The organism is Pseudomonas sp. NFX183 (genome assembly GCF_047943075.1).
Classification (GTDB): Bacteria; Pseudomonadota; Gammaproteobacteria; order Pseudomonadales; family Pseudomonadaceae; genus Aquipseudomonas.
Window position 1 is genome coordinate 3,486,653 of the sequence record NZ_CP181333.1, and the last position, 12,791, is coordinate 3,499,443.

Here is a 12,791-nt window from a genome sequence, read left to right on the forward strand (position 1 = left end):
TGTTTCTTCAGCGTGTACGCGGTCAAATGTGGGAGCGGGCTTGCTCGCGAAGAGGCCAGTGACGCCAACACAACCGCCAGCCTGACATGCAAAAAGCCCCGCCATTCTCATGGCGGGGCTTTTGTTTTTCAGCCTGTCACTCAGACCATTGGGTCGCCAACGTGCAGGATCTTCATGCCGTTGGTGCCACCGATGGTGTGGTAGCTGTCGCCCTTGGTCAGGATGACCCAGTCGCCTTTCTCCACAACGCCGCGCTTGATCAGCTCGTCGATGGCAGCCTGGCTGACTTCATGCGGCGGCAACGAGGCCGGGTCGAACGGTACGGTGTACACGCCACGGAACATGGCCGCACGGGCCTGGGTTTCGCGGTGCGGGGAGAACGCGTAGATCGGCACCGAGGAACGGATGCGCGACATGATCAACGGCGTGTAGCCACTTTCGGTCAAGGCGATGATCGCTTTAACGCCCGGGAAGTGGTTGGCAGTGTACATGGCTGCCAGGGCGATGCTCTGGTCGCAGCTTTCGAACACTTTGCCGATGCGGTGGCTGGAGGTCTTGCTGGTCGGGTGCTTTTCGGCACCGACGCAGATCCGCGCCATGGCCTGTACGGCTTCCAACGGGTACGGGCCGGCAGCACTTTCAGCCGAGAGCATCACGGCGTCGGTGTAGTCGAGCACGGCGTTGGCTACGTCGGACACTTCGGCGCGGGTTGGCATCGGGTTCTGGATCATCGACTCCATCATCTGGGTCGCCACGATCACCGCTTTGTTGTGGCGGCGGGCGTGCAGGATGATCTTTTTCTGGATGCCGATCAGCTCGGCGTCACCGATTTCCACGCCCAGGTCGCCACGCGCAACCATTACAGCGTCGGAAGCCTTGATCAGGCCGTCGAGGGTTTCGTCATCGGCAACGGCTTCGGCGCGTTCGATCTTCGCTACCAGCCAGGCAGTACCGCCGGCTTCGTCGCGCAGTTTACGGGCGTATTCCATGTCGGCCGCGTCGCGCGGGAAGGACACGGCGAGGTAGTCCACTTCCATTTCGGCGGCGAGCTTGATGTCGGCCTTGTCTTTTTCAGTCAACGCCGGCGCCGTCAGGCCACCGCCGCGACGGTTGATGCCTTTGTGGTCGGACAGCGGGCCACCGATGATCACGGTGCAGTGCAGTTCGGTCGGGGTGGCGGTGTCGACGCGCATGACCACGCGGCCATCGTCCAGCAGCAGCTCGTCGCCGACGCCGCAGTCCTTGACCAGATCCGGGTAGTCGATACCCACGACTTGCTGGTTGCCTTCGGTCAGCGGATGGCTTGTGGAGAAGGTGAACTTGTCACCGATCTTCAGCTCGATACGCTTGTTGGCGAATTTGGCGATACGGATTTTCGGGCCTTGCAGGTCACCCAGCAGCGCCACGAAGCGGCCGTGCTTGGCGGCCAGGTCACGCACCAGCTTGGCGCGAGCCTTGTGCTCGTCCGGGGTGCCGTGGGAGAAGTTCAGACGGGCAACGTCCAAACCAGCCAGAATCAGCTGTTCGAGGACTTCCGGCGAGTTACTGGCCGGGCCAAGGGTGGCGACGATTTTGGTACGACGGACGGACATGCACAGACTCCTGAGTTCAAGCGCTGGAGAAGGCTACTATGCTCTTTCGTTGTAGTCATTGTTCGTTTGCACTACTTATCGACGATTGGCTTGTTTTTGCAGCGGTTGAATAGACGAACATCCTTTAAGATTTTCGACGAGGGGTCGATACACTGCTCAAGACAGGAGAACCCCCATGCGAATTTTGCTCGTTGCTGCCCTGGCCGTCAGTGTTGTCGGCTGTACCCGCTGGTCGATGGACCACCATTTGAACAACGCTTACCGTGCCTATGGGGTGGGTGATTGCGAGCGCGTCACGCTGGAATTGTCCCAGGTGGACCGCGAGAGCCGCACCCGTCGCTATGTGCAACCGGAGGTCTCGATGTTGCGCGGCCAATGCCTGGAGCGGCAGAAATTGTTCGTGGATGCTGTCCAAACCTATCAATTCATCATCAGCCAGTACCCGACAAGTGAGTACGCCTACCGTGCGCGAGCCCGGCTCGACACCCTGCAGCAGTTGGGGCATTACCCCGGCGCCAGTGCGGCACAGACACGGCCGGCGTCGTTGTAATGATATTTGTCATGCCATAGCTGGCCCGTCGCCAGTCTTGAGCTATCCTTTGGGTGTTCGTTTGTACAAGTTTTCATTCGAACGAATGCGAGGCCCGGATTCGGCAGTTGTTTAGTGACCATAGCGACGTCTGTTGGCACACCGAGATCCAGGGAGAGCGAGCCATTGGCTCGTTCCGAATCACTGGACCGGCCAGGGCATGGCCATTGGATGGCGATCTCACATGTTTACCCACCGACGGATCGAGCGGCACCAGCTACCTTGCTTCCTGCAGGTATTCAACCGTGTTACCGATAAACCTATCGGTTTTCTGGGCAACGTGTCCGAAAGTGGGCTGATGTTGATCAGCCAGTTGCCCATGATGGTCGACGTGGATTTCGAGTTGCGCCTGAAAATTCCTGGCCCCACCGGCGAGTGCCAGGCGATTGACCTGACCGCGACCTGTTTGTGGAGCCATGAAGACATCAACCCGCAGCATTACGACTCGGGGTTCAGCGTGATTGAGGCGGGCGAAGAGTACAGCCAGCTGATCAGCGCCTTGTTGAATTACTTCAGCTTCGATCCGTTACAGGCATCCGCTTAGGCATTGAACGTGTTGGCCCGGGTTGGGATCGTTAGCCCGGCCTTGGCAAGGTGTTTGTGTCAGCATGCGTTTAGAACACTCCGGCTTTTTTCCAACCCAGATAACGCGTGACGAGCGCGGCCCCCAACGCTGATGGCGGCGTGTCCAGTACGGATAACCCATGGGCGCTCAACCGGTCGTGGAGTTCGTTGCGTGCATTGAGGTAGTCGACCGTCCCGCAATAAGCCAATGCTTCGGGCAGGGTTTGCACGGGGGCTTGGCGCAAATCATCGAGTACTTCCTCCCGAAGGCTCGCCACCAGTACCCGATGCTGTCGGCTGATGCGCTTGACCGCTGTCAGCAGTGCTTCATCGTCCTCATCGCGCAGATTGGTGACCACGATTACCAGCGCCCGGCGTTTTTGCCGGGCCAGCAGTTGGCTGGCCGCAGCTTGATAGTCGGCCGTGCGGCGGGTGGTATCCAGGTCGTACACCGCATTGAGCAGCAGGTTCAGCTGGCCGCTGCCCTTGACCGGCGCCAGGTAACGCGGCGTGTCACTGGCAAAGGTGCTCAGCCCCACGGCATCGCCCTGACGCAGCGCGACATAACTGAGCAACAGGCAGGCGTTGAGTGCATGGTCGAAATGTGACAAATCGCCGTCCTGACTGCGCATGCGTCGACCGCAATCGAGCATGAACAGAATCTGCTGGTCGCGCTCATCCTGGTATTCACGGGCGATGGGTGTGCGTTGTCGTGCGGTGGCCTTCCAATCGATCTGGCGCAGGCTGTCGCCCTCGCGAAATTCGCGCAGTTGGTGAAACTCCAGCCCCAGGCCCCTTCGCTGGCGTTGGCGCACGCCGAGTTGGCTGAGCCAGTTATCCACACCGAGCAACTGTGCGCCGTATAAGTGGGCGAAATCCGGGTAGACGCGAGTCGTATCGCTGACCTCGACAAATTGCCGTGCCGACCATAGCCCAATGGGGCTGGGCAGATGAATTTCACAGCGGCTGAAACTGAAGTGTCCACGGCGCAAAGGCCGCAGGCGGTAGCCCAGTTCGCTGTGTTCACCGGGGCGCAGTTCAATGCTTTGGGGCAGGTTTTCCATGCTCAAGCCGTCAGGAACATGATCGAACACCTTCACTGTGATTGGTTGCGAGTGATCGTGCGTCAGGGTCAGGCGCACTTCCCCCCAGCGTCCGAGTGCCAGGCTGCCCGGCATTTGCCGTTGTACTTGCACACCGGGGCGACGCCGCAGGCGCAAGGCATCCAGCAGCGCCAGCAGCAACAGCGCCAGTAACAAGCCCCAGGCTATCGAGTGCAGCGTGTCGGGCACGTTAAGCTGCAGCGCCGTTGCGGCGCCGAGCAGGATGTTCAGACCCAGCAACACGCTCAGCCAGCTCAGCAACAGGCGGGTCGGCTTCATGGACGAGTCACTGCCGGGGCGCCGCGATCTGGTCCAGCAGTTGCTGGAGCACTTGGTCTACCTCGAGCCCGTCGATGTCCAGTTCCGGCGCAATGCGCACCCGGTGACGCAGTACAGCCAGCGCGCACCCCTTGATATCGTCAGGGGTGACGAATTCACCGCCACGCAACAAAGCGCGTGCCCGGGCCCCGCGAACCAGGGCGATGGAGGCCCGAGGGCCGGCGCCGATGGCCAGCCCAGGCCACGTGCGGGTGGCTCGCGCCAGGCGCACGGCGTAGTCGAGGACTTGCTCATCCAGCGCCAGTTCGCTCGCAACCTGCTGCAGGTGCAACACGTCCTGGGCCTGCAGCACTGTACGTAGCGGGTGCACATCGAGCATGTCTGCCCGGGACGAGCGAGTCACTTCGCGCACCATCTCCAGTTCTTGCCGAGCATCGGGGTAGTCCATGCGCACCTTGAGCATGAAACGGTCGAGTTCGGCTTCGGGCAGGGGGTAAGTACCTTCCTGTTCGATAGGGTTCTGGGTCGCCAGCACCATGAAGGGCTGACCGATAGGCAGCGCCTCGCCTTCGAGAGTGACTTGGCGCTCCTGCATGGCTTCAAGCAAGGCGGCTTGAGTCTTGGCCGGAGCGCGGTTGATTTCATCGGCCAGCAGCAAGTGAGTGAACAGCGGCCCCTTGCGCAGCTTGAACTGCTCGGTGTGCAGGTCATACACGGCGTGGCCGGTGACATCGCTGGGCATCAGGTCCGGTGTGAACTGGATACGCGCGAAATCACCACCAAAGCAACGTGCCAGGGCGCGCACCAGCAACGTTTTGCCCAGGCCGGGTACGCCTTCGAGCAGGACATGACCGCCAGCGATCAGCGCGGTCAGTACGTCGTCGATCACCTGATCCTGGCCAATCACCGCCTTGCGCAGTTCAACGCGCAGGGCCTGTGCCTGCTGGCTGGCGTGTTGAAGGCTTTCGGCGGTAGGGGCAGTGGCTGCAGGGAGTTCGCTCATAGGGCATTCCTGAGGGTTTGCAGGCATGCCACCTGACGGCTGAAATCGGCGCTGGTGAGCCGTTTTGCCGGGAGTGGGCCTAGGGCCTGGCTGATGATGTGGGAGGGTTGGCGCGTCAGGCGTTCGAGTACCTGCCACTGTTGAGCGGTGTCGAGGTGTTCAAAGCCAGGGTGACGTCGGCGGGCAGCGCGCTGAATGTCGCGCTGCAGGGCGTGCAAGAGCGTGCTCTGGCCGGTGCGACGCAGCAGGAAATCGGCGCTGGCCTTCAAATGCTCCTGCAATTGCCGACGTGCCCTGGGCGCAGGCGCCTGGATCGGGCCCTGGCGCATGCCGGTCTGCCAGAGTGCCAGGGCAATCAGCGCCAGAAGTGCCACCAAGGCTTGGGGGAAATAGCGCATCAACAGGGTCAACAGGCTGTCTACGTCGCTGTTGAACAACAAGGTCACGTCAGTACCTTGGTTGAGGTACCACAACAGCCAGGCGTTATCGTGTTGGCTGATGCCCGGGGTTTTCCACAGCTCGCTGTCGGTTATCACGGTTACGGTGCCATGCCCGAGATTGCGTTGCATGAGATGGCTGGATTTGGCGCTGTTGGCCGAAAACTGTGCCAAGTGTTTGGGATCGGTGAGGTTGAAGTCGGTATCGAAACTGAAGTATGCCGGGGCGGTTTCATTGTCGACGTAGAGTTTGGTCAGGCCCGGCGTTTTCTTTTTGCGCGCCGAGGCTGGTTCATCGAAGGTTTCGCTCAATGTCTGGTGGATGTTCAACCGATCAAGCAGCAGGTCGCCGCTTTTACCTGTCTCTTCATCCCACAGCGCTTCGGCGACCACCAGCAAATGGCCACCGGACTTCGCCCACTCCAGCAGTTGATCCACCTGGCGTGGGGTCATGTTGGCGCGATCACCCAACAGCAGAAGGCTGTGGCCTTTTGGCGGGAGGTGAGCGAGGCGTTCAAGGCTATTGGCATGCTCGACGCTCAGGCCTTGCTGGCGCAGAAAGTACTCTGCCGCCAAATAGGGATTCTCCCGCGCTTGGGGCGATGGGCCGCGATCAACCACTTCGTCATAAGGGATCGCTTTGTGCCAGGCATAAAATGCACCGGCCCCCAGCAGGCACGCCAGCAGTACACCTGCCCACAGTAACAGGCGGTTCATTGCGCGGCGTCCGACTTGAATAACGCGCGCCAGTCGCTGCAGAGCTTTTGCTGGGCGGCGAGCGGGGGCAGCCGGTGGCCGTAGGCCAATTTCTGCCAGTGGCGTGTCAGCTCATCACTGAACACCAGCAGCTGTGGTTGTTGTAATTGGTGAACACGCTCCAGGACCTGGCCTTCGGTGTCGGCGGTTTTCAGTGGCATGTTGTAGTCATGCAACAGGTGGCTGAGCAGGCCTCGGTACAGAAGGCTGAGGGCTTGCCGTGGTTGTGTGGGCCATAAGTGTTCGGCAGTGCTGGCGATGTCGTCGGGCAAAGTGTCTATGCCCAGTTCCAGGCCGAATAACTGCGTTGGAACGGGCTTGGTAACCCTGGGTTGACTGATTGCGCGCCGACTGACAAAAGCCTGCAACCCGTCGCGGTAGTGCCAACCGAGCAACGCGAGGCCTCCAATCAACAGGCTCCACAGGAGTATTTCCAATCCTTGGCCTAGGTGTTTGAAGGTGTTGCTGTTGAGATGATCGAGCAGTGCCTGTAACCATCCGGGTAATTTGCCATCACCGTGCGCGGTGCCTTTGGCCGCAGGCTGGTCTTCGCCGAAGCGATAGCGGGTGACGGTTTCCGGGTTTTTGAACGGGGGGAGGGCCAGCAGAGTCTTGATGGATTGACTCGCGGCCGGGGTGCTCAGTTGCTTTGGGCTACTGGACTCATCCGCCATGACCTGTGGGCTGGCCTGCAGCATCAGTCCGACCGCCAACAGCAGTAGCGTCGCCACGCTGCCCAGGCGCTGGCGTAAACGCCGGAATACCAGTTCCAGGTCCCAGGCCTCCAGTACGGTACGGCGGTTGAGGTACAGGCTGAAACCGCAGGCGACGTAGATAGGCTCCCAGAACACCAATATCAGCGCATAGAACGCGTTGCCCAGATGCTCCAGCCACAGCCCTTGCGAACTGGTGGCGAGCGCTAGCCGTTGCCAGTCCCAATCCCGTTCAAGTTGTTCAGGAATGAAGAGGTAGAACAGCGCCATGCAGCCAAACCACAGGCCGATTTCCAGGTGCATGCCAATGATTGTCAGCCAGCGCGCGGCCCCTGCGTTGCGTTGTAACAGCACGCCAAGGCGGTGTTGACGCGCCTGGCCACCCAGGCCTTCGAGTTGGCTCACTGGCAGCACGAAACTGCGGCTCAGGCTCAGACGCCGCCAGGTCAGGCTGACCAGCAGCTGGCTTTTCAGCAGTCGCGGCCAATGACGCACGGCTTGTTTGGCGCTGGGTGTTTCACCAAACAGTGCCTTGGACAGGATGTACAACGGCAGCCGATCGAACGCCGGCTTGAGCCACCAGAACAGAAAAACAGCGGCAAAGGGAGACTCCCATAACACCACGGTGAGCAACGCAAATACCGGCAAGCTCACCAGCGCCCAACTGCTCATCAACAGCCAGCGATGCTCCCTGGCCATCAACACGCCAAGGTCCATGGCCTCCCAGGCAGTGCGGGGGCGAATTACCACGCTGGCGTCACTCAGGCGCATGGTGAACCCGCCCTGCAAGAATCAGGTAAGCGGCCACCAGCAGCCAAAGCGCGGCGCCCACCAGGTATTTGATCCAAGGTGTGATAGCGGTGGTGGAAGACCAATACGCCTCTATCAACGCAGCGATCAGCAGGAACACCATCACACCGCAGAGCATCTGCACGCTTTTGCGCGCCGCCAACCGCAGGGATTCGCTGCGAGCGAGCGGTCCCGGAGCGATCAGCGACCACCCCAGTTGCAAACCCGCAGCGCCGGCCAAGGCGATGGCGGTCAGCTCGAATGCACCGTGGCCGATGACAAACGACCAGAAGGTCTGGCCATAGCCAATTTCGGTGAGATGGCCGCAGATTGCGCCGATGATCAAGCCGTTGAAAATCAGAAAAAACACGCTGCCCAGGCCAAACAGTAACCCGGCTGCAAAGGTCTGGAAGGCGATGCCGATGTTGTGCATCACGTAGTAGCCGAACATCATCCAGTTTTCGCTGGAGGCTCGCTCGGCGGCGCGCCCAAGGCGGCTGGCAGCGGGGTCGTACATGCTTTGCATCTCGGCGACCTGCTGGGCGCTGACGATGCTGTAGATCAGGTCGGGAAACAGGTAAACCAGCAGGGCTATTCCCAGCAGGCTGCCGAAAAACAACAGGCTGGCGATTAACACGAAGCGCCATTGCTCTCGTACCAGGCGCGGGAAGTCGGCCAGGACGAAGCTCAGAACCTTTGCTCTCAATTGACTGCGATGGCGATAGAGCTGCTGGTGGCCGCGCAGGGCCAATTGCTGCAGCGGATCTACCAGATAACTGCTGTAGCCACGCTCCTGTGCCAGCGCGAGGTGCTGGCACAGGCGTCGATAGTGATGGGGGAAGTCCGCCACGTCGCTGGCCTTGGCCTTGCCTTGCTCCAACTGTGTCAGTTGCGCCGCAAAGGCTTGCCACTGGGGCTGGTGACGGCTTTCGAACAGGCTCTGCTTCATGTCGGCCCCAGCAAGCCACGGGCCACACCATTGAGTTGCTCTACGGCGCGTGCAGGGGACACTTGCAGAGGGGCCGCGAGGATGGACGCCAGTTCATGCACCCGTTCGGTAGAGAGTTCGCCCTGGCGTTCGGCGAAGCCGAGAATGGCGCGCTGCTCGCTCAGGTCAAGGGCGAAGGGCAGGCGCAACGCAGCCGCTTGGGGTATCCGGGGGCGGGCCAGTGATTGTTCGCGGTAGATCACCAGGGTGCCGGCGGCGAGGTCGCCGAGCCGTTTGAAATGAGGGTGTTGCAGGCAACTGATGGCGCCGAGGAAGTAGCCGAAGGGCAGCATGTCGACAAAGCGCAGCAGGTTGCGGATCAGCGAGGCGGACCAGCCGACAGGCGTGCCATCGTCCTGTACGACCCGCAGGCCCATGACCTGCTTGCCTGGAGAGCAGCCTTGATTGAGCACTTCGAACAAGACCATGTACCACCAGCTGACCAGAAACAGCAGCAATGAACCCAGGCCAATACCAATATTGCCCAACAGGGCCAGTGGCACGAGCAGGATGCCCATGACCAAGCCACGCAAGCCCAGGTCGAAAGCAAAGGCCAGTACCCGTGGCGGCAGGCCTGCCGGGCGCAAGGGCAGATCTATGCCTTCAGGGGTCTCGATCTGGTAGCGGGTATCCAAAGGGTTTTTCGGCATTGCGATCCCTGGCAGTGCGAAGCGGCTAAGAGACACGGATGCTAGCAGTGTCGCCGGTGGAAGCAACCATTCAAGGTTTTGCTGGATATTTGTACAGCTAAGGTATCACTGGCCCCGGACGGCCAACAGCGCCTAGACTTTGCCGGTCTTCAGCACAGGAATAACCCGTGACCTCCATTTTCTGGTACGACTATGAAACCACCGGCATCAATCCGCGCAGCGATCGCCCGCTTCAGGTTGCCGGTATTCGTACCGACCTCGAACTCAACGAGATCGGCCCGCCGGTCAACCTTTATTGCCAGCTCAGCGACGATATCCTGCCTCATCCGGCCGCCTGCGCGATCACCGGCATCACCCCTGACATTCTGGCGGACAAAGGCCTGGCCGAAGCCGACTTCATGACCCGAGTGCATGCCGAACTTGCCGCACCGGGCACTTGCGGTGCCGGTTACAACACGTTGCGTTTTGACGATGAAATGACGCGCTACAGTTTGTATCGCAATTTTTTCGACCCTTACGCCCGTGAATGGCAGGGCGGCAACAGTCGCTGGGATTTGATCGATGTGGTGCGCACGGCCTACGCACTTCGCCCGGAAGGGATCGTCTGGCCAGAGCAGGATGGGCGCGTCACCCTCAAGCTTGAGCGTTTGACCGCCGCCAACGGAATCGATCATGGCCAGGCCCACGACGCCTTGTCGGACGTGCGAGCCACGATCGCCCTGGCGCGTCTGGTCCGCGAGAAACAGCCCAAGTTGTATGAGTGGCTGTTTCAACTGCGCAGCAAGCAGCGGGTGATGGATCAGGTACGCCTGCTGCAACCGATGGTCCATATATCCGGGCGCTTTTCCGCCGAGCGTCACTACTTGGGCGTGGTGCTGCCGCTGGCCTGGCACCCGCGCAATCGCAATGCATTGATCGTCTGTGACCTTGGGCTGGACCCGCAGGGGTTGCTGGATCTGGACGCCGATACCTTGCGCCAGCGTCTCTACACGCGCCGTGGCGACCTGGCGGAAGGCGAACTGCCAGTGCCGCTCAAGTTAGTGCATATCAACCGCTGCCCGGTCGTTGCCCCATTGAACGTGCTGCGGGCGCAGGACCGCGAGCGACTTCAATTGGATATGGACACGTACCAGGCACGTGCACTGCGACTAACTGACGCACACGAAGTTTGGCGCGATAAGTTGGCGGCTATTTATGCCGAGGAAGATTTTGCGCCGAGTGCGGATCCCGAGCAGCAGCTCTATGACGGTTTTATTGGTGATCGCGATCGTCGTTTATGCGAACAAGTCCGGGCAGCCGAGCCTTTACATCTGGCCCATCAGCAGTGGCCATTTGATGATCATCGTTTGCCGGAATTATTATTCCGCTACCGCGCGCGTAACTTTCCTGACACCTTGAACAACGAGGAGCAACAGCGCTGGAAACTTTTCTGTCAGCAACGGTTGTCGAGTTCGGAGTGGGGCGCGCCGACTACCCTGTTGGCATTTAAACAGGCGCGCGAGGAGTTGGCTGTTAGTGCTACATCGTTTCAGTGTCAGGTGCTGGATCAATGGCAGGAGTATGCCGACTCTTTAGCCGCCCGGCTGAACCTGTAGTCAGGCATTGGAGAATATTCGGACAATAAAAAACGCCAGCAAGCTGGCGTTTTTTATTGTGTCGCTTATCAGGCGAGAGCCCGACCAGGCTTAGCCCAGCAGGGTAGCCCAGCCTTCAACCACGTCGCCGCCCCACTTGGCTTTCCACTCTTTCAGCGTCTTGTGGTTGCCACCTTTGGTTTCAATCACTTCACCGTTGTGTGGGTTCTTGTACTGCTTGACCTTGCGAGCGCGCTTGGTGCCGGTAGTTTTCACAGCGCCGCGGGGTGCTTTAACTTTCGACTCTGGATCCAGCAGCGCGATGATGTCACGCAGGGATTTGGAGTATTCACCCATCAGGGTGCGCAGTTTGCCTTCGAATTCCAGCTCGGTTTGCAGCTTGTCGTCTTGGGACAGGTTCTTCAAACGGGCTTGCAGCTCTTTGATAGCTTCTTCGGTGGCACGGTATTCGTTGATCAGAGACATGTGGACTACCTTATGTAGAGCGCGGATTGGCAGGAGAGTGGCCTAATAATAGTCAGGCACTAACCCCAAGTAAACATTTAAGGATGCATTTATGTGAATTACTTTGAATGTTTGTAGCGCTGCTACGCAATCGAGTTAATTAGTAGGTGGTAGACGTAAAGATAATCTCGTTTATTTTCCGACAATTGCCCGTGCATCACGTTGTACACGCATATAGCGTTGGTAAAACCTTACGCTATTAAGGGCTGTAGCCTGAGGGTGGGGGCAGAATAAGCCGTAAGGAATACTGCAGTTTTTCTGCGCAATCGCTAGAATGGCCGCCTTTGCGAAGTTCTGGAGTTTCCCCCTAATGCGCACTTTTCGGCTGGTGATTGCTTGCCCGGACCGGGTTGGCATCGTTGCCAAAGTCAGTAACTTTCTGGCCTCCCACAACGGCTGGATCACCGAGGCGAGCCATCACTCGGACGATCTCAGCGGTTGGTTTTTCATGCGTCACGAAATTCGTGCCGACACGCTGCCCTTTGGTCTTGAAGCTTTTCGTGAGGCGTTTGCGCCGATCGCCGAAGAGTTTTCGATGACCTGGCACATCACTGACACCGAACAGAAAAAACGTGTCGTGCTGATGGCCAGCCGCGAGTCCCATTGCCTGGCCGACCTGCTGCACCGCTGGCACAGTGATGAGCTGGACTGCGAGATCGCTTGCGTAATCTCCAACCATGACGACCTGCGCAGCATGGTCGAATGGCATGGCATCCCGTACTACCACGTGCCGGTCAACCCGCAGGACAAGGAGCCGGCCTTTGCCGAAGTCTCCCGCCTGGTTAAGCAGCACGAAGCGGATGTGGTGGTGTTGGCGCGCTACATGCAGATTCTGCCGCCGGAACTGTGCCGTGAATACGCCGGCAAGGTGATCAACATTCACCACAGCTTCCTGCCGTCGTTTGTGGGTGCCAAGCCGTACCACCAAGCCTCCCTGCGTGGCGTGAAGCTGATTGGCGCAACGTGCCATTACGTCACCGAAGAACTGGACGCCGGCCCGATCATCGAGCAGGACGTGGTGCGCGTCAGCCACAGCGACAGCATTGAAGACATGGTGCGTTTCGGCCGTGACGTCGAGAAGATGGTGCTGGCCCGTGGCCTGCGTTATCACTTGGAAGATCGCGTGCTCGTGCACGGCAACAAGACCGTAGTGTTCTGATACAGGTCTTGAAGAAGCACAGGCCTGGGCGTTAAATCGTCCCAGGCCTTTTTTTTTGCTGCTATTGGGG

At 59.6% G+C, this 12,791-nt stretch carries 12 protein-coding genes; 4 read left to right on the forward strand and 8 right to left on the reverse strand.

The window, feature by feature from the left end:
* Nucleotides 1-140: 140 nt before the first annotated feature.
* Nucleotides 141-1,592, reverse strand: coding sequence for a pyruvate kinase (pyk, locus tag ACM530_RS16195; protein ID WP_106578361.1), 1,452 nt, complete (start codon nucleotides 1,590-1,592; stop codon nucleotides 141-143).
* A 175-nt stretch (nucleotides 1,593-1,767) separates the two neighbouring features.
* On the opposite strand from pyk, the gene ACM530_RS16200 reads away from it, so the two are divergent.
* Complete coding sequence (locus ACM530_RS16200) at nucleotides 1,768-2,142, forward strand: tetratricopeptide repeat protein (protein ID WP_106578362.1); 375 nt, start codon at nucleotides 1,768-1,770, stop codon at nucleotides 2,140-2,142.
* Nucleotides 2,143-2,365: 223 nt separating this feature from the next.
* A complete protein-coding gene (locus ACM530_RS16205) occupies nucleotides 2,366-2,725 on the forward strand; it encodes a PilZ domain-containing protein (RefSeq protein WP_416362674.1) in 360 nt (119 codons plus the stop codon).
* A 70-nt stretch (nucleotides 2,726-2,795) separates the two neighbouring features.
* Here ACM530_RS16205 and ACM530_RS16210 read toward each other — a convergent pair whose 3' ends face one another.
* Genes ACM530_RS16210 through ACM530_RS16235 form a run of 6 tightly spaced genes read right to left on the reverse strand, consistent with a single transcriptional unit; the run spans nucleotide 2,796 to nucleotide 9,463 of the window.
* Nucleotides 2,796-4,127 carry a DUF58 domain-containing protein gene (locus ACM530_RS16210; protein WP_416362675.1) on the reverse strand — a complete coding sequence of 444 codons (1,332 nt, stop codon included), beginning with the start codon at nucleotides 4,125-4,127 and terminating at the stop codon, nucleotides 2,796-2,798.
* Nucleotides 4,128-4,134: 7 nt separating this feature from the next.
* A complete protein-coding gene (locus ACM530_RS16215; RefSeq protein WP_242199955.1) occupies nucleotides 4,135-5,130 on the reverse strand; it encodes an AAA family ATPase in 996 nt (331 codons plus the stop codon).
* Nucleotides 5,127-6,284 (reverse strand): DUF4350 domain-containing protein, encoded by a 1,158-nt coding sequence (locus ACM530_RS16220; protein ID WP_416362676.1) that lies wholly within the window; start codon nucleotides 6,282-6,284, stop codon nucleotides 5,127-5,129. Before ACM530_RS16220 ends, ACM530_RS16215 begins: the two co-directional genes overlap by 4 nt.
* On the reverse strand, nucleotides 6,281-7,807 hold the full coding sequence (locus ACM530_RS16225; RefSeq protein WP_416362677.1) for a DUF4129 domain-containing protein: 1,527 nt from the start codon (nucleotides 7,805-7,807) through the stop codon (nucleotides 6,281-6,283). Before ACM530_RS16225 ends, ACM530_RS16220 begins: the two co-directional genes overlap by 4 nt.
* A complete protein-coding gene (locus ACM530_RS16230; protein ID WP_416362678.1) occupies nucleotides 7,794-8,774 on the reverse strand; it encodes a stage II sporulation protein M in 981 nt (326 codons plus the stop codon). Before ACM530_RS16230 ends, ACM530_RS16225 begins: the two co-directional genes overlap by 14 nt.
* Entirely contained in the window at nucleotides 8,771-9,463 is a 693-nt protein-coding gene (locus ACM530_RS16235; protein ID WP_242199964.1) for an RDD family protein, read from the reverse strand. The genes ACM530_RS16230 and ACM530_RS16235 overlap by 4 nt, the downstream gene beginning before the upstream one ends.
* 167 nt (nucleotides 9,464-9,630) lie before the next feature.
* Between ACM530_RS16235 and sbcB the strand changes: the two genes are divergently transcribed.
* On the forward strand, nucleotides 9,631-11,058 hold the full coding sequence (gene sbcB, locus ACM530_RS16240) for an exodeoxyribonuclease I (RefSeq protein WP_416362679.1): 1,428 nt from the start codon (nucleotides 9,631-9,633) through the stop codon (nucleotides 11,056-11,058).
* Nucleotides 11,059-11,148: 90 nt separating this feature from the next.
* Here sbcB and mvaT read toward each other — a convergent pair whose 3' ends face one another.
* Nucleotides 11,149-11,523 (reverse strand): histone-like nucleoid-structuring protein MvaT, encoded by a 375-nt coding sequence (mvaT, locus tag ACM530_RS16245; protein ID WP_005790963.1) that lies wholly within the window; start codon nucleotides 11,521-11,523, stop codon nucleotides 11,149-11,151.
* A 349-nt stretch (nucleotides 11,524-11,872) separates the two neighbouring features.
* Here mvaT and purU point away from each other — a divergent pair, with 349 nt between their 5' ends.
* Nucleotides 11,873-12,721, forward strand: coding sequence for a formyltetrahydrofolate deformylase (gene purU / locus ACM530_RS16250; protein WP_005790961.1), 849 nt, complete (start codon nucleotides 11,873-11,875; stop codon nucleotides 12,719-12,721).
* The last annotated feature ends 70 nt before the right edge of the window (nucleotides 12,722-12,791 follow it).